The following is a 25,169-nucleotide window of genomic DNA, read 5'->3' as shown; positions in this document are numbered from 1 at the left end:
GCCTGCTTGGCTGTACTCGATGTAGCCCGCCCCCTCACCGAGGACGAATCCCGGTCGTTCTTGGCGATGCTCCGGCTCGTTCGGAGGAAGCGTGAACGGAACCAGCTGCGCACGTCGTATCACGACGCGAAAAAGCGGCTGGACAAGATCGGGTTCTCGATCCCCCCGCACATGCAGGACTTCGCTGTTGTGCTGGGCTGGCCTAACAAGGCCGTAAAGGTCCCGGCTCGCAGGGTCCGTCCCGACGGCTTCACGCTTCCCCGCCAGTCCACGATGCTGGCCGAGCTCGAAGAGGTCTTTGGGGAGAACTACTTCGCGGCCGTCGAGCGCATGGCCATCGAAGCATCCCTGCAGCACTCCGTGTCATTCGTCTTCGTGACTCCCGGCGACACCGACGCCGGCGAGCCGGAGATCATCGTGGCCGCACGCACCGCACTGGAAGCAACGGCCGAGATTGACACGCGCACGAACCGCGTAACCAAAGCCCTAGAACTGGTCGGACGCTGGGAGGCCCTGCTCTACCTCCCGGGCGAGACTCTGCGGCTTCAGTACCTCCGCAGCGAGTGGATGGTCACAGCGGTCTACACGGGCGTCAAGAACCGCGTCACCTGCACCCCGTACGTGTGGGGCCGATCGCTTGAACGCCCTTTTGGGTACTCGCGCATCACGCGCCCACTCATGGGCTTCACGGACATGGCCGTACGCACCATGCTCCGGCAGGAGGTCAACGCGGAGTTCTACGGCGCTCCGCAGCGGGCCCTGCTTGGTGCCGAGGAAGAGCACTTCCTTGACGCGACCGGCAAGCGGATCTCCCCGCTGGACGCGCTCATCGGCGGCGTCTGGGCCCTGCCCAACACCCGCGACGAGGAAACGGGCGACTTGGTCAAGCCGACGCTGCAGCAGCTGACGCAGGCGACCTTTCAGCCGCACGGCGAGATGCTCAAGAGCATCGGCCTGATGGTGTCCAGCGAAACGTCCATCCCGGTCGGCTACCTCGGCATCATCCACGACAACCCTTCCTCGGCAGATGCCATCCGCGCCAACGAGTCGGACCTCGTCTCTGTTGTGGAAGCGGAACTGCCCAGCATCGGGATGTCCCGCGTGGACCTCGCCCGGAACGTACTGGCCGTGAAGCACGGGGAATGGACGCCCGCCATGGAGGCTGAGTTGCGCGGCCTCTCCGCGCACTTCATGGACCCAGGCACGACGTCGAAGGCCGCCCAGGCTGATGCCGGCCTGAAGTTCACGCAGACCTTCCCCGACGGCGATCCTGAGGTCGCCATGGAGGTCTACGGGCTGGACAAGTCGAAGATCGAGCGGATGAACGCTTACCGGGCGAAGAAGGAAGGCGCGAACAAGCTGGCCGCGATGGTTGCTGCTGCGAGGTCTTCCGCCAACCCGGTGTTCAGCGCCCCTGATCAGAGCGCGGGCGTGCAGTAGTGGTTTCCCGGGATTCGATTGAGCAGCATCGGGCGGCAGCCGCCGACCTTTCGGAGTTGGTGGCCACCGAGTTGGCCGCATATTTCGCAGCGCTCGACCTGTCCCGCCCGGAGCCTGTCCGGAATGCCCTGCTGGACTTCATGCCGCTGCTGATCTCCGAGTACGGGCAGGTCGCGCAGTCGCTGGCTATCGAGTGGTATGAGCAGCTGCGCTTCGAGTCGGGAGCCACGGCACGCTTCCTGGTCACTGCTCCCCCGGCGCCCTCGGTCACGCCTGAGCGCGTCGAAGCGAAGGTCCGCTACCTTGCCGCGCAGTTGTGGACTCCGGAGCCGGAGAAGATGCTGGCCGGGCTGTCCACGGCGTCGGACAAGTACGTGAAGCAGTTCGGCCGCGACACGATCTCGTGGAATGCGGGGCAAGAAGGCGCGGGCTACGCGAGGGTGCCAACTGGTGCTATCACGTGCGCGTTCTGCCTTGTGCAGGCGAGCCGCAGCGCCGTCTACTACTCCCGCGAGTCGGCCGGCGACGTTGATGGCACGGGCTTCGGGGACGACTACCACGGTCATTGCGACTGCGAGGTAGTGCGGATCGGGCCGGGCGAGGACTACCCGCCCGGATACCTCCCCGACGACTACTACGACATGTACCGAGTTGGCCACGACGCGACGCGCACGGATCCGGAAGTCATTGCCTTCATGGACTCGCTGGACCCGCACGACCCAAACCGGCTGATCAAGGGCGTCGCTTTCGCGATGCGCCGCGAGTTCCCCGATCAGCTCAAGGACGGCGTTCACGCGCACTAGTTTCCCTTCCGTGCGATGCGGCAGGGGTTTTTCGCCGTGCGATGCGGCATTCACCGAAGGAGCATTTCCCTTGAACAAGCGATTCCCCCATGGCATCGACATCACCGCGCCGGGCGGCGTCACCGCCCTCATGGACTTCCACCGGCTGACCTTCGGGGATGCCGTCATGGAGGAAGGCACCGGCGGTAACGACGGCGGTCAGGGCCGCGGCGGCCAGCAGCAGAACGCCGAACAGGGCGACAAGCCCAAGGGCGGCGACGACAAGCCCCTCGGCGAAGGCGGCATCAAGGCTTTGCAGGCTGAGCGCGACGCTCGCACCAAAGCCGAGAAGGACCTTGCCGATGCGCGGGCGCAGCTGCAGAAGATCAAGGACGGCGAGCTGTCCGACATCCAGCGGGCCCAGAAGGAACGCGACGACGCTACTGCCAACGTGCAGAAGCTCGAGCGAGAGAACTGGCGCCTCTCCGCGCTGACGAATCACCCCGTTCCCGAAAAGTACCGGCATCTGGTGACCGGCACGGACGCGACCAGCTACACCGAGTCCGCGAAGGCCATCTCCGAACTCGCTGCTGCTGCTGAGGGAAAGGCTCCAAAGCCTGATCCGGTCCCCCGGTCGGGCGACCGCTCCACCGACAACGACGCAACCGGCGGGGGCATCAATGCTGCCCGGCGGAAAGCGGCGGAAAACCGACACAAATCTTAGGAAGGAACCACCATGCCAAAGCTCCGTCGTGAGACTTACGGCAGCGGCGACCAGACTTGGCTCGCCTCTACCCATGGGATCTCCAACGCTCCCACCGGGACGCTGGATCTGGCTGAGTTCACCGCAGCCACCCACTACCCCGACGGCTACATCCCGTCCGGCACCCCGGTCGACGTGACCGACCTCGGCGCCGTTGTGCCGTACACCGCTCCGGCCGCCGGGTCCCCCGCGCTGAAGCTCGGCTTCGTGCTGTTTGACCTCCCGGTCGAAGGCGGCGAAGTCACTCCGGCTGCCATCCTGCGCCACGGCGCAGTGATTGCCGCCAATGTCCCCGGTAACTTCACTGCCCCCGCATCCGCGCCGGGCTTCATCTTTGAGTAAGGAAAGGGGAATCATGCCTCTTTGGACTGACCTGATTGATCCTGTCGAACTGACGCAGGAAGCCCGTATCGCCGCCGATGAGCTGGAGGCCCAGAAGGGTTCCCTGGCGCGCTGGCTGCCCAGCGTGGAAGTGGCCGACATTTCCATCAAGGTGGTCAAGGGCGAGAACGGCCTGATTGAGGAAGCCCAGTTCCGCGCTTACGACGCGGAACCGGAGATCGCTGGCTCCCGTGGCGGCGAATCCTTCATCATCGAACTGCCGGCCCTCGGCCAGAAGCGGCCCATCTCCGAATACCAGCAGCTGCGGAACCGCAACGCTGGCGACGGGGTCATGCGCGCTTCCATCGTGAAGCACGCCAAGGCTGTCGCCCAGGCAATCGTGTCGCGCATGGAACGCCAGCGCGGCGTCGCCCTGAACACCGGCAAGTCGACCATCAATGATCGGCGGTTCAAGTCGGACGACGACTTCGGCCGCGACCCGGGCCACAACGTAACGGCCGCGAGCCTGTGGACCTCGTCCACGGTGTCCCGCCTCCGCGACCTTGAGGCGTGGGTTGACGCCTATGTCGACACGAACGGCCGCGAGCCCGGCGCGATCCTGATGTCCAAGCGCGTCTTCCGCGCCCTGGCCGCAGGTGACGAGTTCGCGACGATCCTCGCCAACGGTTCCAGCCGTCGTGCCACCGATGAGCAGGTCCGTGCAGTGATCTCCGGTGCAGGTCTGCCGGACATCGAACTGTACGACCGCCGGACCAGTGCCGGCCTGATCATCCCGGATGATCGCCTGCTGCTGCTGCCCGAACCGGGCGAGCCCACCGCCGAAGAGGCCAACGAGCTCGGCGCCTCCTACTGGGGTCAGACCCTGACCTCGATGGACGAGAGCTACGGCATCGCCGAAGTGGATCAGCCGGGCATTGTTGTGGGCGCCACCCGCTCCGAGAGCATCCCGATGATCGCGCAGGTCGAGTCCGACGCGATCGGCCTTCCCATACTGGCCAACGCGAACCTGTCCTTCGTGGCCAAGGTTCTTTAGCCCGCATTGCTGCCGGGATGCGCACAGCCGCGTCCCGGCAGCGCTGTAAAGGAGCAAGAATGCCAAAATTCGCAGCACACACATTCGTCCATGACGGGCTGACTTCGCACAGCTTCGCACCCGGCGACGAGGTTCCGGAATGGGCTCTCGAGCAGGTCGGGGACCATGTCCTCGTACCCGAGGAAAAGGCCGAATCCGAAGACCCCGGCACTCCCGCTGATTCCGGCGCACAGGATCAGGATCCGGGAACAGGCGACGAGAACGACCCGGACGGCGATAAGGACGACGACAGCGACGGCGAGGACTCCACCCCTCCGCCGGCCGATGACCAGCCAGACTTCACCGCGCCTGCCCCGGCGCGCCGCGGCCGCACCCGGAAGCAGTAGCCCTCGTGGCCGGCGACTACGCGGACCTGGCCGACCTCAAGCTGCATTGGTCCAAGCTGCCGGCCGAGGATGAAGCTGACGCGACGCAGAAGCTTCACGAAGCATCCGTCGAGGTCCGGGGCAATTACCCGGACCTCGACGCTCGCATCGGTTCCGGCAGCTTGGACCCTGAGATCCCGAAGCTCGTTGTTTGCCGGATGGTAAAGCGCGCGCTGGATGTCAGCGAGGACGCCCCGACGGCGGGCTTTGAGTCGATGCAGTTCGGCACTGGCCCATTCACGGTGGGCGGCAAGGTGCACAACCCTGACGGCAATGTGTACCTCTCGGCTGCCGACAAGCGGCTGCTCGGCAACTCGCGTTCCAAGCGACAAGCCTGGACGATCCACCCGGGAGGCTGACATGGGCATCGTGAGAATGTTCCCGAAGAGTTGGCGCGTTGACGTCACCGTTGTTCGCGGCGGCGGCCGCGACGCCAAGGGTAACCCCCTGCCGCCATCAGAGGTAGCAGTCAAGGACTGCATCATCGGTCCGCGAGCTACGAGCGATCCTGTGGACCGTTCGGACCTCGTGGACAGCAAGGCCGTCCTGTACCGCGACCCGGATCCGGACTTCTCCTTCCGGCCCACGGATCGTGTGCGCGTGCCCACAGGCGCGCGCATGGCCGGGGAATGGTCGGTTGACGGCCGCCCTGGAGAGTGGCCGCTGGGCGTCGAGGTCGGGCTGGTGCGGTCGTGAGCCGGTACAAGCCCGACGACTACGGTCTGCGGAAGCTGGGCCAGTCCCAGGGCATGGGAGACGCGACGTTGGCGGTCGCCAAGCGAATGGCCGGGAACGCGCAAGCAGTTGGCGACTCGAAATACGAAGCAGAAAACCGGACGGTCACCGCCGGCTGGGCCAACGAGAAGCGATCCGGCGCCGTCGTCCGCGAGTCCGAACCTCATTGGCGCGACTGGCGGGATTCGATCCTGCTGCGAGTGGCCGCGGCCATGAAAGTGAGGAAGAAATGAGCGACGCGCTTGTCTTCCCGGACACCCGAGGCGCACTCTTTGACCTGATCGACGACTCGACCCACGAGGGCGAAACGGTCAGAGCGGTCTACCACCTGCCGGCCGACGAGTACGGAAGCCTTCAGGCGCCCTTCCCCATCGCTCACATCTATGGCGCGCCGGGCGGAACCATCGGTTACATCGACCGGGTGGACCGGCGTGTCATCGATGTCTACGCCCCGGGGGAACAGGCGGTGAACGTCCTCGAATCCATCACCGCATTTATCTGCGGCGCCGCGATCGAGACTCCATCTGCCTATCTCGATGAGATCTCGTGCGAGACATCGCCGGAGGACATCCCCTACCAGTCCGACACACTCAACAAGGCCACGGCAACCTTTCTGGTCACGACGCGGCCGATCAACTAGCCCCTCCCGGGGATTCATCACAAAACCATGAGCCCTTGAAAGGGGTTACTCGCTATGCCTACATTCGCAACCCAGATGGCTGCCGCCGACGAGCGCGCACTCATCCGTAAGATTCAGCGGGCCATCGGTTTCCTGGCACCGAAGACCGTCGACCTTCCCACCTCGCTTTACAACGCAGGTTCGCTCATTGATCTCAAAGCTGAGGGCTTCCTGCCCGTGGGCATCATCTCGCCCGACGGCTGGAGCTTCGGCCGGGACATTTCCAAGGAAGATATCGACGCCCTTGGCTACGCGTCGCCGGTCCGCTCTGACACCACCAAGGTGGCCCGCAGCGTGACCTTCACGCCCTTGGAGAAGGGCCGCCGGCACATGCTGGAGCTTCAGCTTGGCATGGACCTGTCCGGCGTCACCCAGGACCCGACCACGGGCGAGATCGTCATCGACGAGCCGGACCTGCCTGTCAATGCGGAGTACCGGCTGCTCGTGCTGGGCGATGACGGCCCGGCCGCTGAGAACTGGATCCTCGGCAAGGGCTTCGGCAGCGTGAAGCTCGCTTCCACGGCTGAAGAGGTCTGGGGCCAGTCCGGCGCCATCGCCTCGCAGATCACCCTGGACATCTCCACGGACGACGAGGTCGGTACTCCCGTGCGCCACTTCATGGCCGGTACCGGCGCCGTGACGCACAAGGACGTACTCGGCTTCACCCAGGCTACTCCGTAGCCCTCACTGACTGTTGGGGCGCCGTCTCCGGGTGTGCGGCGCCCCAGCTTCAACCTCACAACACCCGACTAGCTCTAAGGAGTCAGAATGCCACGCTTCGAAAAGGACGGCCTCGCGCCCGTCGAAACCTCGAACGCTCGCGAAGCCGTGCAGCTGCGCGCCCAGGGCTTCACCGAGTTCAAGGCCCGAACGAAGGAAGTCCGCGCTACGGATGCCGCCAACGCTGTCACAGCTGCGCAGCCGGCGGACAAGGCAGCATCCGACGCTGCAGCACCAAAGCCCAAGTAAATCCCAACCCTCAACACCCGGAGGTAACACCATGGCACCCGCCAAAGACAAGCCCACCGTCCACGCATCACTGACCGCGCTCCGCAAGGAAATCGATCGGCCCGATCCGTTCGCTATCGCGCTGAGCAACTCGAAGATCATCACCTTCCCGGACCTCAACGCCATGGAGTCTGAAGCATCAGACGACCTGCTGGAGAAGATCGAATCCGGCCGGAGGAACTGGGAGGTCCTCAACGAGTGGCTGTCGCCTGAAGACGCCGAAGCGCTGCGGGCCGAGAAGCTCACCCGTGCCGAGCTGGTCCACGTGATGAAAGCCGCCTCGAAGTACTACCAGGACCACTACGGCACCGCGGGGGAAGGCATCGCCTCCGCGAGCTGATCACGCGCTACCGCCCCCAGGTCCGCGCCGACCTCCTATCGGTGTACGGCGTGGACCTGGCGGAGTGGTACGTGGCGGGCCGGTGGGTAGGGCTACTCGATCTGATCGACGGCCTGCCCGCCGCTTGCAGGCTCAACGAGGCAATCGTGAACGACCCGGACGCCGCGGCCGTGATCGCGAAGATGCCCAAGCCAGACACCGAGTGGTCGCCGCGAGTCGCGGAGTTCGACCTCAAGGTCCATCTGCTGCGCGAAATTCTTCACGCGGTCCAACAAAACGGACAGATCACCATCGGCGCCGCCGGTGGTAAGCCCAGCGAAATCAAGCCCTTCCCCGCCCCAAGCACTGAGGTGGACCGCGCCATCGCGGCCCTCGAACGGCAGTGGGCGGAGTCATTCGTGACCCGGTTCGGATTTGATGCCGCTGACATCTGAATAGAGATTGAGGTGCCCTATGCCAGTCGTCGGCATCGCTGAAGTTCTCGTGGAGCCGGTCTTCACCGGGACCCAACGGAAGATCTCCAAGGTGTTCAGCCCCGCAGCCGACAAGGCTGGCAGCGATGCGGGTTCGAAGATGGGCAAGAGCATGGCCTCTGCCTTCTCCGCAGAGACTGCAGGGCTTGAACTCGAGGTATCGAAGTACAGCCGGTCCGTTGCGCAGGCAGAAAAGGACATCACGGCTGCCAAGGCCAAGATGGCTACGGCATCGGCCGCTGAGTCCAAGGCTCTGGGTGACCTCCGTGTAGGCGAACTGAAGCTGCAGGAGATCCGGGAGAACTCGCGGGCCAAGGCATCTCAGATCGCTGCCGCGGAGGAGCGGCTCGACGTCGTCCGCCAGAAGGCGGCCGATGCCACGGCGAAGCGGGAGTCGGCCGAGAGCTCCCTCACCAGGGCAACCAGCAACTTGAGCGCCGCCCAGCATGGTTCTGCCGAGGCTGCCTCCAAGCTTGAAGCCCACATGAAGCGTCTGGGGGACGAAGCGGAGAACTCCGAGCGGAAGACCGGCCGTTTCAGCAACATGCTGAGGGGCTCTTTCGGTGAGAGTCCCCTGGCAGACCTCGCCGCCAAGTTGAGCGGAGACTCGGACCGCGTCCGCGTTGACCTGCGGAAACTGTCCTCGGACATGTCAAAGGAAAGCGCCAAGGGCGGCATGGCCTTCGCCAAGGGATTCGGCCTGGTCGTTGGCGGATTGTCAGGTATCGCCCCCGCAGCCGGCGCCGCAGGAGCAGGAGCCCTCAGCGCCGCCGGGAACGTTGTGACCTTGGCAGCATCGCTGACCTCGCTGGCTGGCATTGCTGCCCTGGTCCCGGCCGGGCTGATGTCCGTCGGCGCTGGGGCGGGCGTGCTGGTCACGGCATTCTCCGGCGTGGGCGAGGCACTGAAGACCTCCACCGAGCAGTCGGGCAAGGTAGTCGGCAACGCGAAGCTGAACGCGATGGCGCTGGAGGACGCTGCCCGGAACATCACCAGGGCCGAGCAGAACGCGGCCGACTCGCAGGTCCAGTCCGCCCGCCAGGTCGAGGACGCCAAAAAGAACCTCGCGTCCGTCATTGAGCAGAACGCCGCCCAGCAGGCAGCCGCAGTCCGGCGTGTCGCCGACGCCGAGAAGGACGTCGAACGGGCGAACCGCCGGGTCACCGAGTCGCAGCAGGCACTGAACGATGCCCGGGCAGAAGCCCTCAAGCGCGTCGAGGATCTGTCGAACTCGCTGGAGCGGGCAGGCTTGTCCGAACGCGAAGCCGCCCTCCGCTATGACGAGGCGCTCGCGGCCTTCAATTCCGGGGTCGCATCTGGCGCCTCCTCGTCTTCACACGGGATGAAGCGGCTGCAGCTGGACCTCGACCAGGCTGCGCTGGGCCTGAAGACCGCCAAGGAAGAGGCGGAGGCGCTCCGGCAGGAGCAGGAGCAGGCAGCCAAGGACGGCGTCCAGGGAAACAAGCAGGTCATCAAAGCGGAGCAGTCCCTCGCGGATGCCCGGGACGCCGCAGCGGAGTCTGTGCAGGCCCGCGAAGACGCCGTCAAGGAAGCCGCCAAGGTGGAGCGCGACAGCGCGCAGCGGGTCATCGAAGCGCAGCAGGCCATCGCCGACGCGACCGCTCAGGCAGCCAAGACCCAGCGGGACGCCGCGGAAAGCGTTGCCGACGCCCACCGGGCACTGGAGCGGGTCCAGCTGCAGCAGGCAGATCAGGCGGCATCAGCGGGTCAGAAGGCAGCGGACGCCATGGGCAAGCTGACGCCGGCCGCCCAACTCGCCGTAGCCGCTCTGCTGGGCGTCTACGGCCAGCTGGGGGAAATCCGGAAGATCGCTCAGGAGAATTTCTTCACTGGACTCTCGGGCCCACTGGAATCCCTCGCGAACACAGTCATGCCACAGCTGGCAACCGGGGTGGGCGCAATCGCGTCCGCCTTCGGTGCCGGGGCGCAGATCTTCATGGGCTCGCTGGAGAAGGCCTTTGGCAACGGCGTTCTCGAGTCGCTGCTGATGGGCGTGGCGGACAGCATCGGCATCCTGAATCAGGGCATCGATCCCATGGTCCAGTCCTTCGTCACGCTGGGCACCGTGGGCATGCAGTACATGCCCCAGATCGCCCAGCTGATTACCGACATCGCTACCCAGTTCAATGACTTCATCCAGAAGGCAGCAGCCGACGGAAGCCTGAAGGCATGGATCGATGGCGGCGTCCAAGGGCTGCAGGATCTCTGGTCCATCGTGAAGTCCGTGGTGGGGATCTTCGACTCCCTGAATAAGGCGGCCGAAGCGGGTGGTGCTGTATCCACCCTCGGCGGGCTTGCGGCCGGGCTGCGGGACATCGACGCAGCGATGAAGGGCGATGCCTTCCAAACCACCATGGCCACCTTGTTCTCCGGGGCGGAGGCAGGTGCTCAGGGCCTACTCTCAGCTCTCGGACCAATTGGTGATGCCTTCGTGCGCGGAGCCCCGGCCATGGCCGAGTTCCTCAAGCTCGGCGGCGAGATCGCCGGGACCTTCATTGGCGGCGTTTTCACCGCACTGTCCGACCCCGCTTTCGGGGCCGGGCTGAACTCCTTCATGGGTGGGCTGCAGCGCGGAGTCGAGGCGGTAGCACCTCTCCTGCCAGGACTAACCGAGGCCTTCGGCAAACTGCTCACAGCCCTCGGGCCTATCGTTGAGCAGCTCGGCCCCACCCTGGTTGAGGTGCTAACCGGGCTCGCGGACGGACTCGGCAACGTGATCTCGTTTTTGCAGCCCATGCTGACCGGGCTGGCAAGCAGCCCGGAACTCATCGGCCTGCTGATCGCTGGCGTGGTCCTTGCAAGCGTCGCGCTGAGCGGGATGTCGGCAGCGATCGGCATAGTGCAAGGCGCGATGGCACTCTGGGGTGCCCGGGCCGAAATTGCTGCCGTAGCCCAGTGGCTGTTGAACGCGGCAACGGCGGCTTTCCCGGTCTTCCTCATCGTCACCGGGATCGCTGCTGTCGTGGCCGGCCTCGTCTGGTTCTTCACGCAGACCGAACTTGGGCAGCAAATCGTCCAAAACGTCTGGGGTGCCATACAGGCGGCCATAGTCGCCGTTGCCGACTGGTTCGTCAACACCGCCATCCCGGCAATCCAAACCGGGCTCGCCGTGATGGGCGCTGTCTTCACTTGGCTGTACGAAAAGGTCGTCCAGCCGATTTTCCAAGGCATCGCTACCGTAGCGGGCTGGCTGTGGAATAACGTCCTGCTGCCGTACTTCAACGCGTGGGTGTTCCTCTTCCAGAACGTCCTCGGTCCGGCCGTGAGTTGGCTTTACTCGAACGTCATAAAGCCAGCTTTCGACAACATCGGTGCGGCTGGGAAGTGGATGTGGGAGAACGTCCTGCAGCCTGTCTTCAACACCCTGGCGGATTTCATAACGAAGACGATCCCGAAAGCCTTTGAGGACGGGGTCAACTTCATCAAGACCGCCTGGGACAAGCTGCAGGAAATCGCGAAGGCGCCAGTCCGGTTCGTGGTCGATACCGTAATCAACGACGGTCTGATCAATGGGCTGAACAACATTGGCGGTTTCCTCGGTCTGCCGAAGCTCCCGCGGGTGGATTTGCCCAAGGGATTTGCCGACGGCGGCTACACGGGCGACGGAGGCAAGTACGAGCCGGCGGGCATCGTCCACGCCGGGGAGTTCGTCTTCACGAAGGAGCAGACCCGCAACGCCGGGGTCGCGAACCTGTACGCCTTGGCGAAGTCCTTGGCAGGGTACGCCAAGGGCGGACTCGTCCGCCCAGTGCGGGATGCCACCATATCGCAGCCTTTCAGCGGGACGCACAACGGCATCGACTTCGCCGCCGCCACCGGGACGCCGGTTGTCGCGGCGGGGCCGGGCCGCGTGTCCTCGGCTGGCTGGTCCTCCTACGGCGGCGGCAATGAGATCCACATCGACCACCCGAACGGCTTGCAGACCTGGTACGCCCACCTCAACTCCTTCGCGGTGAAGATGGGCGACATGGTCTCGGCCGGTTCGCGGATCGGCACCGTTGGATCAACGGGCAACAGCACCGGCCCCCACCTGCACTACATGGTGCTGAAGGGCGGCTGGCCGAGCTACGTCAACCCCGCCGACTACTTGGACGGCGGAGGCGAAGCCGGCGGCCGGGGCTGGAACCCAATCGCCGACATCGTGGACGGGCTGGTTGGCAGCTTCAAGAAGGCATTCCCGGCGGCAGGGTTCATCGCGGACCTCGCCATCGGCGCCGGCAAGAAGCTGCTGGACGGCGCCGTCGGATTCGTCACCGGCAACGGCGGCAAGGACGACGGTATCGGCTCCACGGGGCTGCCATACCTGCACGACAACGGCGGGGTACTGAACCCCGGACTGACCGCAGTTCTGAACCGCACCCGCAAGCCGGAGGCGATTTACAACTTCGAACAGAACCGGGCGCTCCAAACCCTGGCATCCCGCGGCGCCCAGCAGGGCACCGGACGCGGCGACGTCATCTTCAAGGGCAACGTCGGATGGGACCCGTACGAAGTCGCAGACCAAATCGAAACGAAGCGCCGGGACACGTTCGCGGCCTTCGGAATCTAGGGGGTTCACATGGGCATTGCCTTCGCGGTGCCGTACCGGCCGCCCGCAGCGCCGGAGCGGCCCTTTCGAGGTCTGGACCTCACATGGACGGGCTGGGACGGCAGCGAATGGCCACTGACCCGCCCGGCCTCAGGATTGTTCCTGAGGCCGGGCGTCAGGGGCCTGCACCTGCCGCCCTTCGAGCGGCAGTCCAGCGAGTCGCCGATGGTCGCGGGCTCCCGCCACCGGGGCACCCGCACCAAGGACCGCGAGGTCTTCTGGCCCCTCTATCTCTACAACGATTCCAGCTCCGACGGATTCGTGGCGAGGGACCGGCTGTTCTGGGGCAGCCTCGATCCTGACATGGAGGGGACTTGGACGGCCAGAGTTCCCGGCAGGGGCCAGCGCACCTTGGCTCTGCGACTGTCGGGTTCCGACGACAACATGCAGCACGATCCCATTCAGCGGGGCTGGGCGCAGTACGCGATCAACCTGCTGGCAGACAAGCCCCTGTGGGTGGGCGAAACCATTCGCCGGTCGTGGAACCAGGGCGACCTGCGGAACTACTACGTCACGGAAGAAGACCGGAACACCTACGGCTACGCGCCGGACGTCATCCACTACCTATCCTCGGGCGGCAAGCTCGGCACTGCCACCATCACCAACGATGGGGACGTGCCGGCCTTCGCCGTGTGGACCGTCATCGGCCCCACCACGGATGTGTCCTTCGGCTTGTCTGGCAGGCAGATCAAAGTCCCGTTCGAAATCCCAGCAGGGCACGCCGTCCAATTCGACACTGACCCTACCGACGGCCAGGTGCTCTGGTACGGCGAGTGGGACGGCGTCGCCAAAGTCATCAAGTCCCCAGTGGACCGGACCAAGGAAATGGACCCGACCTCCGCTGTCAGTGTCTCCATCCCTCGAGGGCAGAACCGCCCGCTCACCATCACAATGACGGGCACCGGAACGGTCATGGCTGAGGTGCGCAACAAGTATCGGAGGGCTTGGTAATGGACCCCGAGATACCGTACGAGATCCTCGTCTACGACCGCGCCTTCGATTTCGTCGGCTGGGTAGGGCGTCCCCTGGACGTCCAGCCGGTCATCCGACACAACGTCAAGTCAACGGCCACCTTCCGCGTTGACGCCGACCACCGCCGGGCAGCAGCGCTGAAGGAACCAGGCGCGCGCGTGATGATCTACAAGCACGGCGCCCTCGAGATGAGCGGGCCAATACGGCAGACCGCCGGCCCGTTCACCCTTGGCCCGGACCTGACCTTCAGCGTCGAGAGCGACTTCCGGGTGGTCAACAACTGGCTTGGCTGGCCCGTGCCGACCGCTCCAATCAGCGGCGGGCAGACTGTCGAGTACCGGACCATCACCGGCCCGGCCGAGACGGTGGTGAAGACCGTGATGGCCGAGAACGCGGCCCGGCTTGGGTACCCGCTCGCCGTGGCGCCCGACCAAGGACGGGGCGCCGTCGGGACGTACACCTTCCGGTTCCACCCCATCTATGACCGGCTTTTCCCGGCGGTTGATCAAGCGGGCATCGGCGTGACAGTTCGGCAAGAGGGCAAGGGTCTGCTGCTCGACTGCTACGAACCACGGGACTATCCCCACCTGCTTTCACCGGACGACGGGACCGTTGTGGGCGGTTCGTTCTCCCTCACTGCGCCAAGTACCACTCGTGTTGTGGTGGGCGGCCAGGGCGAAGGCGTCCTGCGCGAGTTCCAGGCGTTCTCGGACGCCAGCCGGGAATCCGAATGGAACGACATCATCGAGACTCTGCAGGACGCACGGGATACGGCAGAAGGCGACATCTACCAAGCTCGGGCTGACGAAGCGCTAGCTACAGGTGCTGCCATGGCCGGACTCTCCCTCGAACTGTCCGAGACGCCCCACTTTCGCTACGGCGGCGATGGGCTTCGGGTGGGAGACAGAGTTACGGCAGAACTTGACGGCCAACTCTTCACTGACGTCCTGCGCGAGGTCCGTCTCTCGTGGGGCAAGGACGGGGCTGTAGCAACTCCGGTGCTGGGCGAACGCAGTGATGACACCGACACGCGACTAGCTAAGAAGCTCCGCGCCCTGGAGCGCGGCGACACAGACAGGATGGCCCGCTGATGGCTTTGATTAGCACCTACTATGACGGCCCGGTAACCGAGTCAGACCGCGCCAAGAATCTCGCCGGGGGAGCCGAGTATGGCGTCTACGGCAACGAGGACTTCAGGGTCATGGCCCACCCCTCCATCCCGTATGCCGTGCTGGTGAAAAAGGGACGGGCCCACGGTCACGGCGTCACGGATGAAGCCGCAGAGGACCAGGTGGTCAATTGCCCACCATTGTCTTCTGGCGTTCGCTGGGACCTTATCGTGATTCGCCGCAATTGGCAGCCAGAGCTTGGTGGCCCATCCACACTGGAAGTCATTGAAGCCGGTACCGAAGCGAGAATCCCGGACACTCGCCTGGTTGGTCCGGGCGTCGAGGATGACCAGCCTATCTTCCTGGTGAAGTGGCAGGGCGGCACGTCCGCGCCGGTCGAGTTCCGCGACCTGCGGGTGTGGTCCAACAACGCCGGGATGTTCGCCGTTGACCAACTCGCGCGGCAGTACCTCAACAAGATCGGCACCAAGGTCAAGATCGCGGGGGAAGTCTGGTCCTACGAGCGGCTATCCGCTACCGAGGCGGACTGGGTGAACGAGGACGGATCTGGCCCTTGGGTGAATCTCACCCTTGAAGCCGGCTGGGCCAACAATGGGGCCAGCACAGCCCGCGCGAGACTGGTGGGCCGAGGTGCGTTCCTGCACGTCCAAGCAGACGTCAGGTACGCCCCCAACGGCGTGTACTCGTCAATCTACGAGGGCTGGATCATAGCCAAGCTGCCCGGCGGAATGATCCCCAAGGAGCACACCTTCGTTACCGGCACCACCAACGGCTACCGCTCCGGCACCTTCTACACCGTCTATGGGGGCGGCATCGCAGTGGGGCCGTTTCCTCAGGGGAGCATTTGCCAGCTCAATGGATTGGCGGCCCTCAAGTGAGCAGGCTGAGAGATCTGAAGCGAGCCTTTGGCCGGCTGACCCGAGTGGACTGGGCGTTCCTGCATTTCAAGGCAGCCCTCGGCATCATGCTGATGCTTCCCTTGACCCAGCTGGGATCCGTGAAGAACACTGTCACGCTGTGGTTTATCGTCGTCTGGCTGATCGTGACGTGGCTGGGCTTCGGGGTCAGCGTCGTGGGGCTGGTGCTCTCGGCACAGCAGCACGAGACCAGGCGTACAGGCTTCCGGGTGGAGATGACGGGACTATGCCTCATGCTCGCTGGGCCGCTCGTTTTCATAGGCGTCCAAGCCGGGATCTGGATCGACACTGGACAAGACAAGGGCGTGGCCATTGCCCTTTGCTACGTCATCGCGTCGGCCATTGTGGCCCGCATGGTGATGATCAAGACCGCGGCCAAATCCAGAACGGTGATCTACCGGTACCTCGAAAAGAAGGAGGGCCCGGGTGACTGAGGCCGAGCTGCCCATGCCATTGCCACTGCTGCTGGGGCTAGTGAGCTTGGCGACGGCAGTATTCACCGCGATCATTGCGGCCCTCAGCAAGAAATGGCGGACCCCAGCCGACGACCGGGAAGACCGCAGGATCGGAATTGAAGCGGATGAGAGGCTCCTGGCCCGCTTCGAGAAGCTCTTGGAAGAGCGGGACAAACGCATCGACGGGCTAGTGGCTGAGGTCAAGGAAGTGCGTGCCATTGCCGAAAAGGCAGCCAACGCCAACCGCATCCTCACCGACTGGATCTACGCCGCCGTACGCGTCGTCCGGGAGCTCGGCGGCATCGACATGCTGCCGGATCCTCCCGAAGGTGTCGTGATTGCAGACCACCCCTCGCACCGCGTCAAAAACTAAACCACCCCTGAAAGGCCCCGGAACCCGGGGCCTTTCTCATGCCCGGGAAAGGGGCCACAGAATGTTGCTCTCGAATCTTGCAAACGTCCTCCGTGCAGCCGGCATCAGCGTCGTGGAAATTGACGGCTGGCAGAACCGCGGCTACTTCGGCCGAGATCTGGCCGACGTACGCGGCGTCCTCTGGCACCACACCGCCGCCGGCCGAGGCTCGTTCTCCTACGACGACGCGCCCAGCCTAAACATCTGCACCTACGGCCGCTCCGACCTTGCAGGCCCGCTCTGCCACATCGTTCTCGGCCGCTCCGGCACCGCCTACATCACTGCCGCTGGCCTCGCGAACCATGCAGGCGCCGGATCCGCGCCAGGCATCCCAACGGACGCCGGCAACTACTACTTCATCGGTATCGAGATGGAGTCCTCAGGCGTGGCCCCGTTCGACTGGACCGACGCCCAGCTCGCCGCAGTGCCCCTCATCGGTGCCGCCCTGGAGCGGGCATACCTGTTCGACCAGGCCGAGGACGACCGCCCACAGCTTGGGCATAAGGAGTACTCCTCCCAGGGCAAGATCGACCCCGCCGGCTGGCCCGGCGACTGCGACGGCCTGCGCGACACCGTCAACGCAATCCTCAACGGCGCTCCGGTTGCGCTCCCCGCCGCCGTCCAGCCGGTCCGGTACCAGTCCACCCTGGACACGGCACGACCCGGAGGCTACGAGGAGTGCATCGTCGATCCCGACGACTCCCTCTCTCGTATCGCAGCCCAGTACCACGTCGGACTGGCCGAACTGCTTGGCGTGAACCCCCAGATCACCGACCCCAACGTCATCGGCATCGGGGACGTCCTGAACCTGCCAGCCGGCGCATATGAGGATGCTCCGGCAGACCCTGCGGAGGACGCCCCCGTGTCTGGGGGGCAGTGCACTGTCTCCGAGGGTGATTCGCTCTCATCCATCGGCGCGCAAGTTGGTGTCGCTTGGGAGGACATTGCCCGCCTGAACGGCATCGGGGAGCCATACATCATCCACGCCGGAGACATTCTGACCCTTCCCGTGGGAGCCAACCTCGCGTCTCTCGGAGGTACGCCCGCAGGGGCGGGACTACCCCCGTACTGCACAGTCGATCCCGGCGACTCCCTCGGAAGCATCGCCCACCAGTACGGCGTCTCCGTGGACTTCATCTTGACGAAAAACCCCTGGATCACGAACCCGGACTACATCGAATCCGGCTGGCGCATCAACCTCGCGTAAGGAGGCCCACATGGGCAAGTACGAAGCCGTGCCGGACAAGCCATGGTGGTCTCTGCACACAGACGCTCTGGTCCGCGCCTGGCGCACCCTCTACACCGGTTTCATCCTCGATGCCCTCGTCCTCATCGGCGGGGGCATCGCCAACCTCCTGCTCCAGCACGAGGTCACTACACAGGCGTTCTGGATCAGCCTGCTGATCCTCGTCACCAAGTCATTCATGACCGCGCTGGGCTCTTACCTGCTTCGGCTGAAGGTAACCCCCAAGAACCTCAAGGAGGCGACGACAGGTGACTGACTACCTCTACGACCTCGACATCTGCTTCGACCCGGACAACCCCAACAACATCGTCCGGGGCGGCTTGATCGAGGTCTACGACGCAACGGACCTCGAAGGCACCACCCTGCTGGCACTGAAGGACACCTCCGGCAACCCGATTTCAAACCCCATGACCTCCAACGAGTACGGGGTTATCGGGCGCCGGATCGCCCCTGTACCTCAGTGCCTTTGGAAGTCCGGCGCTTTCTCCGGCGTGTTCAACTCCTACAAGGGACTCAGGGATGAGGCCATCGCGGCAAGGGGAGCGGCCGAGGCCGCAGCCTCCGAAGCGAATCAAAGCGCCCTGGCGGCGGCAGCATCAGCCGAGTTGGCGCTGGGTCCCACAGATGAACAGATTGAGGATCGGATTGAGCGAGCCGACATCCCCGGGCAGGTCGCCACAGCAGTAGCTGTGAACCCGGACGTTGCCGCTGCCGCTGCCGCTGCCGTGACGAATGCCCTCGTGCAGAAGAATCTATCGATCACGCTGGTCGAACGTCCTGCACCGGCTACGCCGGCTTCGGCGCCACTTACCGTCTTCAGTGGGACTCCCACATATGTGGCTGGCAAGTTTGGCAACGCCGAGAAGGGCGCCACCCTTACCCTGCCGCCGTTCACTGACCAGTCTGGCGACTACACGATCGAGTTTTGGTTCAACTTGGCGACAGCCCCGGGCTTCAACAAGGTTCTTCTGGACGTGCCGGGGTTCTATCTGGGCTTGGGTGCGGCGGGGCAGTTGTACCTAACGGATCCCGCCGCAGTAACGGGACCGAACATCTGCAACGGCGTCTGGCACCACATTGCAGTTGGTTACCGGCGTGTGGCGGCAACCAGTCGGGTAATCACTGGAGTCTGGGTGGACGGCACGCGGATCGTCGCACAGGGCGCATCCGCAGCTCAGTCGGCTTGGTACAACTGGAGCATCGGCGGGTTCCACGCATCGGCAGGAAGCGAGGCGCGAAACGTCATTTTCGACGACCTCCGCGTGTCGTTTGGAACCGAGGCCCGGTACACCACGGATACCTTTGCCACACCCAGTACTGCGGCGACCTTGGACGCCAGTGCCATCTTGCTGGCCCCGCTGGATTCGCTGGCGGCCACCAAGCCGGGCTCGCCCGGAGCCATGGGATATGAAACCCGGCCTGCCACTGCGCCAGCCGGAATGGTCACCTATGTTGGCCTGACCACCCCAACCGACATGCTGAACCGAGATAGGTGGATCAAGGCGTGACGACCATTGCCCCTAACGACTCCAACATCCTGTACTCCCCGTACACGTGGAAGGTAGATGCCACCCGCGCCCGCACGCTCAACTCCGGAGCATACCTGCGGGCAACGATCCAGGGCAGTCCCGCTGACCTGTCGTTGCTGCTGGACTTCACAGGGCTGAGTTCAAATAAGGGGGTTATCTGGCATAAGACAGATGATGGCCCGTGGGTCAGGTATTGGACAGGGAACGGAGCAATCATTCCCTTGACCATCAACCCCAACTGGCCGGTGCACACGGTGGAAATGCGCGTAGCTGTCCGGGGCGGGGATGCTGAAATATGGACAGACCCACCCAATGGTGTTATCCAGTTTGCGGGCTTCAGCTCTAGCAGCACAATTTCCACCCGCAAAGTATGGCCCCGTCCCCTAAGTGCGCTCGCGGTTGGGGATTCCTTGGCTATGGGCATCCTGACGGTGAATGGCACCACCGGTAACGACGCGAGCTTCGGATGGGCCTACCCGCTTGCGGACGCGCTCGGCTGTGAGGTGGGTGTGCGCGGCCATGGCGGCGTTGGGCTCACGGTAGCCGGCGATGGTGGGGTGCCAAAGTTTGGCAGCAGCTGGAACATGCTCTGGGGAAGCACGCCAGCTGACATGACTCAGGCTCCCGACGTCATAATCACAATGCCCGGGACCAACGATGGCGGCGCCACCGACGCCCTGGTTACGGCAGAAACAACGGCTTGGCTGAACGCGATGCTCGCTGCTACTCCGGCAACCACCGGCATCGTGGTGGTCCGGAACCTCAAGGGGTCCAAGGCAGCCGCAATTCAAGCCGGAATCGCTGCCTGCACAACGCCCGGCAGAGTGAAATGGGTGGACACCACGGGCTGGTGGGCCTCGGCCGACTCAAAGGATGGAACGCACCCTTGGGGCTATGTGAACCAACACGAAGTTTCACCTCGAATTGCCGCAGGCGTCAGAAGCTTCGTGCAAAGTCTCGCGGCTTCCCAGGCCAGCAATCAGTTCGTATACAAAGGGGCGGCGTGGGTAGCAGTCTAGCTACTTGACAACGTCCATCCACTCGGCGTCTTCGGGGTTCTCGCTCTTGGGCAGGCCGCAAGCCCAGACCCCAACTGCACTGACTGTACCAAAGACCAGTGCGAGCAGGGCGAGGCCCCGATAGACGTCGTCACCGCCCGTCTTCGACTCGATCGCGCAAAGCATCGCGATGACGAAAAAAGTAACGGCCGCCCAGAAAGCGAACCGGCGCATGGTCAATCCCCCAGAAGTCATGGGGCAAGTATAGGGCTCATGAAGACAGTCGCCTCCACACCAGGGTCTCCCCATCCAGCACGTAACCCCAGCCATTCATCTCGATCGGGTGAACTTTCGGGTGTTCGGCAAGGGTGAGGTGCTCGCCATCGAGGGGGCCGCCGACGCACTCGTAATCAGTCACCGGGCCAGCGTACCCTCTGTTTCCAACTCGAACGCCCGCGTGCAATAGAATCAGCCACGGTCTTTCACAAATAAATCGGGGGAACTATGGCCGTCTCACAACTCCGGCATTCAAGGCAAGCGGCAGCCAAGCCGAAATCCGCTGGGTTCCGTCCAGACATCCAGGGTTTACGCGCTCTGGCCGTTGTGGCTGTTATTGCAGATCATTTCCTCGGCTGGCCGACCGGTGGATTCGTCGGCGTTGATGTCTTCTTCGTGATCTCGGGTTTCCTGATCACCGCGTTGTTGTTGCGGGAACATGAGAGAACCGGAACGATCTCCTTTGTGGGTTTCTACCTGCGAAGAGCAAAACGCATCATGCCTGCTGCCCTCTTGGTTATTCTCGCCACTGTTGGGGCGTCGTATCTTCTGCTGAACAGCACACGGTTCAACGCAACGGTATGGGATGGAGTTTGGGCCACACTCTTTGGAGCGAACTGGCGCTTCGCGATCCTCGGGACGGACTATTTCCAGCTCGGCGGAGCTATATCCCCACTCCAGCACTACTGGTCGCTGGCCGTCGAGGAACAGTTCTACTTCGTGTGGCCCTGGCTCATGCTCCTGATCTACTGGCTCGTTAATCGCAAGCGTGACACTTCAGCTGGGCACGCCCGTCGGATCATCGGGATAACCATCGTTGTCCTCACGGTTGCGTCATTCGCTTGGTCCGTTTGGGAAACACAAGCAACGGCTTCCGTGGCTTACTTCTCTACATTTTCGCGGGCTTGGGAGCTTGGCATTGGTGCAGCAGTCGCCGTCTACGCACCCCTGATTGCACGCATTCCTGGAATGATCAGGCATGTCCTTTCAATAATCGGGCTTGCAGGCATTGTCGCGTCAGTCTTTGTTATGACCGACACCATCGCATTCCCTGGCCCGTCGGCTGCCTTCCCAGTCCTAGCAGCCGCGCTGCTGATCACAGGGGGAACGGGTACGCGACGGAGCCTATTGTGGCCCTTGACCAATCCTGTGTCTCGCTATGTGGGCGACATTTCCTATTCGTTGTACCTCTGGCATTTCCCTGTGACGATCCTGCTTTTGAGCATTTACCCGGGAGGCAGTCCGGAGTACATCGGAGTTGGTCTGCTCGCGATACTCGTACTCTCAGTGCTGAGCTTCCACCTCGTAGAGAACCCCGCACGGCATTTCGAATGGCCAGCAAAGTCAAAGCGTGGCGCTTCCGGGATAGTCCTAAGCGACAGGTCCAAGTTGGTCGGCCTCGGAATACTGACTGCTGTGACTGCTGTTGTTGTAGTCGCGGCGTTGATGCCGCGAGAGGCTCCTGCCAGCGCGGTATCGATGCCACTCGCCAAATCCGGCGGAGTTTCCGTCACAAAAGTGAAGTGCTTTGGTGCAGCATCCCTTGATCCTGCAGCCGATTGTGACCGTGAGCTTGGCAGTGACATCATGCCGTCTCTTCGTTCGTTCGCAGATGACAACGGCAACTCTTACGACTGCTTCTTTGGCAAAGATAAGCCGCTGAAGTCATGCTCATACGGAGGTGGGACCAAGCGGGTCGCACTCGTAGGAGACAGCCACGCGGCAGCGCTCCTTCCGGGCTTGACCGAGCAGGCCAGCGGACAGGGCTGGAAGTTGGATACGTACGTTGGTGTTGGCTGCCTCTGGTCGACCAACACTTGCTCCGCTATGCCGGACATTCAGGCGAAGCTGCTTCAAAGCCGCTACGACATGGTCATAACCACCGCGTACCGTGGAACTGGCACCCAGTCCAAAGAGGACCAGGCTGAAGCCTTCGCGGCACAATGGCGACCAGTGGCCTCCAATGGCTCCAAGGTGGTGGTTGTGGAAGACGTTCCGAACGACATCGGGCCGGCGCTCGAATGCATGCAGCGAGTGACCTTCGATGTAAAAAACAACGACTGCAGGATCAGCCAGGAAGCAGCGTTCAAGGTGCGAGATGCCGCCTCCCTTGCTGCCGCCAAGGTCCCAAACACCGCAGTCGTGAGCACCGTCAAATACTTCTGCGTTGAGAACGAATGCCCCGCGGTGATCGGCAACGTAATCGTGTACCGAGACGGCATCTCGCACATAACTGGCACCTACAGCAAGACCCTCGGCCCCTACCTAGCAAAGGACATCACTGCTGCGGCCGGCTTGAGTAGCCCGTAAGCGCATCCTCTGTGTCGCAGCTTTTCCTCGAGCGCCCCATCTCTCCGGAGGTGGGGCGCTTTCGGCGGCTAAGTGGGTGTCGTCGGACTCTTCGATGACCAGACCAAGTTCGTGCAGGACGACGCCGAGTACGAGCATGCTAACCTTCAGGACAATCGCTACTCGGTGGTCTGATCATCGGCTCTACGGGCCAACTGGTCCGCGAATGTTTAGTTGAAGTAGGAGTCCACGGCAGCTTCGGCTTCCTTGATGCTCGGGGCGTATCGCACGCCGGGCATGCGCCCCAAGTAGTCGCCTATGATGGCGGAGATTTTGCCGTTGGCGTTATCCATCGCCACCACGGGCTTGCCCATCAGTGCGGCCAGAACCGTGGCGTGGAGGCGATTGGTGACGACGAGTCGCCCGCGGTTGAGGATGCTCACTGCCTGGCGGACGTTATTCTCGGCGATTGCCATGTACGCCCGCCGCTGGATGGGGTACAGCGCAACCGCGAGGGCGGGGATTCTCTTAGTGACGGCGCCGGGTACATGCATCACCTTGTCTAAGGCCTTCCTGAATCCCGTCAGGCCCCAATCCAGATCAACGTATCGCTCCATAGGGTGCATCTCGAATCGCTCAGTGCTTTCCAAGGATTCGGAGTCATTGCGACGGAGAACGACGGCGTCCAAAGGCGCTTCACCAGCGCTGACCTCCCCATAGCCGAAAGCCATGTCGGGGCAGAAAATCACGTTCGCGGTCGGGAACAGTTCGCGGGTGCGCTCCACGCCGGCATGGTCACGGATGAGAAGTGTCAGTGAGGGGTGGGCGCCCAGCACCTGCTGGGCCTGCTCCAAACGCGTGCCGTCCTGAAAGTCGATCCCTTGAGGCAACTGGATGATGTCACGGTCTGGGAAGTCACTGATGACCCGCTCGCGCAGGGCCTGCATGTACTCCCAGCGGTCTCCGAAGTTCCCGCCGCCCTGAATCAGGATGGGTCCGTTAGGAACCAGGGCTCGTAAGTGTTCCGGGTTGTAGCGGCTTCCGTCGGCGATGTAATCGACGTGTACGCCGAGCTTGTCGAGGTAGCGCATCTGGCCCAGAAAAATCAGGGCATCGCCAGAGTTCTCGTGGTTCGGGAAATCCACCAGCGCGACATGCTGTCCGCGCACCAGCAGGCCGGAAAGAATGGTCAGTGTTTCGTCCTGGATCTGCTCCAGCGCCCCCAAAGTCATGCGCCGATTCTATCTTGACTGTGGCGCCTCCTGGCGCTCGCTTGGCTCGGGGTCGCTGAACATAAACATGGTGGCAGCCGGCGCAAGTAGCCCAACTGCACTGCATCCAGCCCAAAAGGATGCGCCAGGAACTAAGAATGCAATCAGGCCGAGGGTTATGGACGAGGCGACCGCCGCATAACTACCTCGACGTAAATTCCTCGTGGTGACGTCATCTGCCACTTCTCCCCCAACAGTTATGGACCAAGTTTAGGGCCAATAAGACCGGTTAAGTTCCCTTCGCCCTGGACGCTTTCGGAGGCTTCCGGGAACGCGGCCGCCACATGAAGCCTCGAAGGGTGAATCGAGGGTCAAAGCGTACGGTTGACCCAATCTCCCCACCACCGGCCAACTCGAACCCTTCTGGGCCAGTATTGTATGCCTCAGTCATCTCCGCCGACACTTGCTCAATACCCATGGCTGACATGAGGGTTTCCTGGCGCCGTCGCACCCCGAAGGCGTCGGTCCATTCGATGATCAGGCGGAGGTTCTTTGCCCGTTCAGAATCGATGCCGAGGGAATGGGTGAAGAGCACGGCGTTGGTCTTGAGGAGTGATCGCATGAACTGCTTTGGCTTGAAGGGGCCAGCAACCGTATCCGTGAGCCCAAGCAGCCGTTGCGGGTCAACATTGAACTGAAGGGACACGTCGAAGGCATCCGCAGTCCCAATGTTCTTTACAAAAAGCACCGACCAGTTGCTGATGCTATGTGGAGCCTTCCAAACCAACTCGAATTGTGCCTGGTCCTTCAGGAGCGCTTGAGCATGATTCAGGTAGGTCCGCAAGAGCGCGCCCAAAGAGATCATGGCAGCGATAACGGCGAGCATGAACGTGACCCAGTCTTTGGGCTGGAAGGTACTGAAGAAGTTGCCGATCGACTCGAGCACTACTTCTCCGTCCGGACGGCCTGCAGCTGCCAACCCTCGGGCACCTGGGCGTCGAGCTGGGCGCGGCCTTCCTCATAGGAGGCGGCTTCGACCTCGATGGTCCCTATTTCAGTGGAGCGTAGGACGCCAATAACTTTCACGGCTCCACCCTAGTGCCCC

General features: G+C 63.3%; 30 protein-coding genes. 25 read left to right on the top strand and 5 right to left on the bottom strand.

The window, feature by feature from the left end:
* Positions 1-6: 6 nt before the first annotated feature.
* The 24 genes from NIBR502770_RS21045 (at position 7) to NIBR502770_RS20930 (ending at position 20,309) form a co-directional block, all read left to right on the top strand.
* Positions 7-1,440 carry a phage portal protein gene (locus NIBR502770_RS21045; protein WP_141183255.1) on the top strand — a complete coding sequence of 478 codons (1,434 nt, stop codon included), beginning with the start codon at positions 7-9 and terminating at the stop codon, positions 1,438-1,440.
* Complete coding sequence (locus NIBR502770_RS21040) at positions 1,440-2,243, top strand: hypothetical protein (protein WP_141183254.1); 804 nt, start codon at positions 1,440-1,442, stop codon at positions 2,241-2,243. Before NIBR502770_RS21045 ends, NIBR502770_RS21040 begins: the two co-directional genes overlap by 1 nt.
* Before the next feature lie 70 nt (positions 2,244-2,313).
* Positions 2,314-2,946 carry a hypothetical protein gene (locus NIBR502770_RS21035; protein WP_141183253.1) on the top strand — a complete coding sequence of 211 codons (633 nt, stop codon included), beginning with the start codon at positions 2,314-2,316 and terminating at the stop codon, positions 2,944-2,946.
* Positions 2,947-2,958: 12 nt separating this feature from the next.
* Complete coding sequence (locus tag NIBR502770_RS21030; protein ID WP_141183252.1) at positions 2,959-3,327, top strand: hypothetical protein; 369 nt, start codon at positions 2,959-2,961, stop codon at positions 3,325-3,327.
* 13 nt (positions 3,328-3,340) lie between these two features.
* A complete protein-coding gene (locus tag NIBR502770_RS21025; RefSeq protein WP_168223208.1) occupies positions 3,341-4,360 on the top strand; it encodes a major capsid protein in 1,020 nt (339 codons plus the stop codon).
* Between the two features lie 59 nt (positions 4,361-4,419).
* Positions 4,420-4,746, top strand: coding sequence for a hypothetical protein (locus NIBR502770_RS21020; RefSeq protein WP_141183250.1), 327 nt, complete (start codon positions 4,420-4,422; stop codon positions 4,744-4,746).
* Between the two features lie 5 nt (positions 4,747-4,751).
* Entirely contained in the window at positions 4,752-5,144 is a 393-nt protein-coding gene (locus NIBR502770_RS21015) for a hypothetical protein (protein WP_141183249.1), read from the top strand.
* A 1-nt stretch (position 5,145) separates the two neighbouring features.
* On the top strand, positions 5,146-5,481 hold the full coding sequence (locus NIBR502770_RS21010) for a hypothetical protein (RefSeq protein ID WP_141183248.1): 336 nt from the start codon (positions 5,146-5,148) through the stop codon (positions 5,479-5,481).
* Positions 5,478-5,753 (top strand): hypothetical protein, encoded by a 276-nt coding sequence (locus tag NIBR502770_RS21005; protein ID WP_141183247.1) that lies wholly within the window; start codon positions 5,478-5,480, stop codon positions 5,751-5,753. Before NIBR502770_RS21010 ends, NIBR502770_RS21005 begins: the two co-directional genes overlap by 4 nt.
* Positions 5,750-6,160: a hypothetical protein gene (locus NIBR502770_RS21000; protein ID WP_141183246.1), complete on the top strand. Its 411-nt coding sequence runs from the start codon at positions 5,750-5,752 to the stop codon at positions 6,158-6,160. Before NIBR502770_RS21005 ends, NIBR502770_RS21000 begins: the two co-directional genes overlap by 4 nt.
* A gap of 54 nt (positions 6,161-6,214) precedes the next feature.
* On the top strand, positions 6,215-6,880 hold the full coding sequence (locus tag NIBR502770_RS20995; RefSeq protein WP_141183245.1) for a hypothetical protein: 666 nt from the start codon (positions 6,215-6,217) through the stop codon (positions 6,878-6,880).
* Between the two features lie 87 nt (positions 6,881-6,967).
* Positions 6,968-7,168: a hypothetical protein gene (locus NIBR502770_RS20990; RefSeq protein WP_141183244.1), complete on the top strand. Its 201-nt coding sequence runs from the start codon at positions 6,968-6,970 to the stop codon at positions 7,166-7,168.
* 31 nt (positions 7,169-7,199) lie between these two features.
* Entirely contained in the window at positions 7,200-7,547 is a 348-nt protein-coding gene (locus NIBR502770_RS20985) for a hypothetical protein (RefSeq protein ID WP_141183243.1), read from the top strand.
* A gap of 41 nt (positions 7,548-7,588) precedes the next feature.
* Entirely contained in the window at positions 7,589-7,981 is a 393-nt protein-coding gene (locus tag NIBR502770_RS20980) for a hypothetical protein (RefSeq protein WP_141183242.1), read from the top strand.
* 19 nt (positions 7,982-8,000) lie between these two features.
* Complete coding sequence (locus tag NIBR502770_RS20975; protein WP_141183241.1) at positions 8,001-12,590, top strand: peptidoglycan DD-metalloendopeptidase family protein; 4,590 nt, start codon at positions 8,001-8,003, stop codon at positions 12,588-12,590.
* A gap of 9 nt (positions 12,591-12,599) precedes the next feature.
* A complete protein-coding gene (locus NIBR502770_RS20970; protein WP_141183240.1) occupies positions 12,600-13,580 on the top strand; it encodes a hypothetical protein in 981 nt (326 codons plus the stop codon).
* Positions 13,580-14,692 (top strand): hypothetical protein, encoded by a 1,113-nt coding sequence (locus tag NIBR502770_RS20965; RefSeq protein ID WP_141183239.1) that lies wholly within the window; start codon positions 13,580-13,582, stop codon positions 14,690-14,692. Before NIBR502770_RS20970 ends, NIBR502770_RS20965 begins: the two co-directional genes overlap by 1 nt.
* Complete coding sequence (locus NIBR502770_RS20960; protein ID WP_141183238.1) at positions 14,692-15,609, top strand: hypothetical protein; 918 nt, start codon at positions 14,692-14,694, stop codon at positions 15,607-15,609. The genes NIBR502770_RS20965 and NIBR502770_RS20960 overlap by 1 nt, the downstream gene beginning before the upstream one ends.
* Positions 15,606-16,082, top strand: a complete 477-nt coding sequence (locus NIBR502770_RS20955; RefSeq protein WP_141183237.1) for a hypothetical protein — start codon at positions 15,606-15,608, stop codon at positions 16,080-16,082. Before NIBR502770_RS20960 ends, NIBR502770_RS20955 begins: the two co-directional genes overlap by 4 nt.
* Positions 16,075-16,476 (top strand): hypothetical protein, encoded by a 402-nt coding sequence (locus NIBR502770_RS20950; protein WP_141183236.1) that lies wholly within the window; start codon positions 16,075-16,077, stop codon positions 16,474-16,476. The genes NIBR502770_RS20955 and NIBR502770_RS20950 overlap by 8 nt, the downstream gene beginning before the upstream one ends.
* 61 nt (positions 16,477-16,537) lie before the next feature.
* Entirely contained in the window at positions 16,538-17,722 is a 1,185-nt protein-coding gene (locus NIBR502770_RS20945; protein WP_141183235.1) for a LysM peptidoglycan-binding domain-containing protein, read from the top strand.
* A 10-nt stretch (positions 17,723-17,732) separates the two neighbouring features.
* Positions 17,733-18,017 carry a hypothetical protein gene (locus NIBR502770_RS20940; protein ID WP_141183234.1) on the top strand — a complete coding sequence of 95 codons (285 nt, stop codon included), beginning with the start codon at positions 17,733-17,735 and terminating at the stop codon, positions 18,015-18,017.
* A complete protein-coding gene (locus tag NIBR502770_RS20935; RefSeq protein ID WP_141183233.1) occupies positions 18,010-19,269 on the top strand; it encodes a LamG domain-containing protein in 1,260 nt (419 codons plus the stop codon). The genes NIBR502770_RS20940 and NIBR502770_RS20935 overlap by 8 nt, the downstream gene beginning before the upstream one ends.
* Positions 19,266-20,309, top strand: a complete 1,044-nt coding sequence (locus NIBR502770_RS20930; protein ID WP_141183232.1) for a hypothetical protein — start codon at positions 19,266-19,268, stop codon at positions 20,307-20,309. Before NIBR502770_RS20935 ends, NIBR502770_RS20930 begins: the two co-directional genes overlap by 4 nt.
* Here the strand turns inward: NIBR502770_RS20930 and NIBR502770_RS20925 are convergent, their stop codons facing one another.
* Positions 20,310-20,543 carry a hypothetical protein gene (locus tag NIBR502770_RS20925; protein ID WP_141183231.1) on the bottom strand — a complete coding sequence of 78 codons (234 nt, stop codon included), beginning with the start codon at positions 20,541-20,543 and terminating at the stop codon, positions 20,310-20,312.
* 16 nt (positions 20,544-20,559) lie between these two features.
* Complete coding sequence (locus NIBR502770_RS21300; RefSeq protein WP_168223207.1) at positions 20,560-20,706, bottom strand: hypothetical protein; 147 nt, start codon at positions 20,704-20,706, stop codon at positions 20,560-20,562.
* 86 nt (positions 20,707-20,792) lie between these two features.
* Between NIBR502770_RS21300 and NIBR502770_RS20920 the strand changes: the two genes are divergently transcribed.
* Positions 20,793-22,874: an acyltransferase family protein gene (locus NIBR502770_RS20920; protein WP_141183230.1), complete on the top strand. Its 2,082-nt coding sequence runs from the start codon at positions 20,793-20,795 to the stop codon at positions 22,872-22,874.
* A 209-nt stretch (positions 22,875-23,083) separates the two neighbouring features.
* Here NIBR502770_RS20920 and NIBR502770_RS20915 read toward each other — a convergent pair whose 3' ends face one another.
* From NIBR502770_RS20915 to NIBR502770_RS21295, 3 genes are all read right to left on the bottom strand, one after another.
* Positions 23,084-24,085, bottom strand: a complete 1,002-nt coding sequence (locus tag NIBR502770_RS20915; RefSeq protein ID WP_141183229.1) for a polysaccharide pyruvyl transferase family protein — start codon at positions 24,083-24,085, stop codon at positions 23,084-23,086.
* 268 nt (positions 24,086-24,353) lie between these two features.
* Complete coding sequence (locus NIBR502770_RS20910) at positions 24,354-25,010, bottom strand: hypothetical protein (protein ID WP_141183228.1); 657 nt, start codon at positions 25,008-25,010, stop codon at positions 24,354-24,356.
* On the bottom strand, positions 25,010-25,150 hold the full coding sequence (locus tag NIBR502770_RS21295; protein ID WP_168223205.1) for a hypothetical protein: 141 nt from the start codon (positions 25,148-25,150) through the stop codon (positions 25,010-25,012). Before NIBR502770_RS21295 ends, NIBR502770_RS20910 begins: the two co-directional genes overlap by 1 nt.
* Positions 25,151-25,169: the final 19 nt, after the last annotated feature.

The organism is Pseudarthrobacter sp. NIBRBAC000502770, assembly GCF_006517815.1.
In the GTDB taxonomy this organism is placed as follows: Bacteria; Actinomycetota; Actinomycetes; order Actinomycetales; family Micrococcaceae; genus Arthrobacter; species Arthrobacter niigatensis.
This window is presented reverse-complemented; position numbering and strand designations above follow the sequence as displayed.

What these genes read in the sequence shown, in the direction of transcription:
- NIBR502770_RS21025 (WP_168223208.1), top strand. Translation starts at nt 3,341, where the DNA reads ATGCCTCTTTGGACTGACCTGATTGATCCTGTCGAACTGACGCAGGAA.
- NIBR502770_RS20915 (WP_141183229.1), bottom strand. Translation starts at nt 24,085, where the DNA reads ATGACTTTGGGGGCGCTGGAGCAGATCCAGGACGAAACACTGACCATT.
- NIBR502770_RS20960 (WP_141183238.1), top strand. Translation starts at nt 14,692, where the DNA reads ATGGCTTTGATTAGCACCTACTATGACGGCCCGGTAACCGAGTCAGAC.
- NIBR502770_RS20965 (WP_141183239.1), top strand. Translation starts at nt 13,580, where the DNA reads ATGGACCCCGAGATACCGTACGAGATCCTCGTCTACGACCGCGCCTTC.
- NIBR502770_RS20985 (WP_141183243.1), top strand. Translation starts at nt 7,200, where the DNA reads ATGGCACCCGCCAAAGACAAGCCCACCGTCCACGCATCACTGACCGCG.
- NIBR502770_RS20975 (WP_141183241.1), top strand. Translation starts at nt 8,001, where the DNA reads ATGCCAGTCGTCGGCATCGCTGAAGTTCTCGTGGAGCCGGTCTTCACC.
- NIBR502770_RS20920 (WP_141183230.1), top strand. Translation starts at nt 20,793, where the DNA reads ATGGCCGTCTCACAACTCCGGCATTCAAGGCAAGCGGCAGCCAAGCCG.
- NIBR502770_RS20945 (WP_141183235.1), top strand. Translation starts at nt 16,538, where the DNA reads ATGTTGCTCTCGAATCTTGCAAACGTCCTCCGTGCAGCCGGCATCAGC.
- NIBR502770_RS21000 (WP_141183246.1), top strand. Translation starts at nt 5,750, where the DNA reads ATGAGCGACGCGCTTGTCTTCCCGGACACCCGAGGCGCACTCTTTGAC.
- NIBR502770_RS21010 (WP_141183248.1), top strand. Translation starts at nt 5,146, where the DNA reads ATGGGCATCGTGAGAATGTTCCCGAAGAGTTGGCGCGTTGACGTCACC.
- NIBR502770_RS20940 (WP_141183234.1), top strand. Translation starts at nt 17,733, where the DNA reads ATGGGCAAGTACGAAGCCGTGCCGGACAAGCCATGGTGGTCTCTGCAC.
- NIBR502770_RS20970 (WP_141183240.1), top strand. Translation starts at nt 12,600, where the DNA reads ATGGGCATTGCCTTCGCGGTGCCGTACCGGCCGCCCGCAGCGCCGGAG.
- NIBR502770_RS21030 (WP_141183252.1), top strand. Translation starts at nt 2,959, where the DNA reads ATGCCAAAGCTCCGTCGTGAGACTTACGGCAGCGGCGACCAGACTTGG.
- NIBR502770_RS20990 (WP_141183244.1), top strand. Translation starts at nt 6,968, where the DNA reads ATGCCACGCTTCGAAAAGGACGGCCTCGCGCCCGTCGAAACCTCGAAC.
- NIBR502770_RS21020 (WP_141183250.1), top strand. Translation starts at nt 4,420, where the DNA reads ATGCCAAAATTCGCAGCACACACATTCGTCCATGACGGGCTGACTTCG.
- NIBR502770_RS20995 (WP_141183245.1), top strand. Translation starts at nt 6,215, where the DNA reads ATGCCTACATTCGCAACCCAGATGGCTGCCGCCGACGAGCGCGCACTC.
- NIBR502770_RS20925 (WP_141183231.1), bottom strand. Translation starts at nt 20,543, where the DNA reads ATGACTTCTGGGGGATTGACCATGCGCCGGTTCGCTTTCTGGGCGGCC.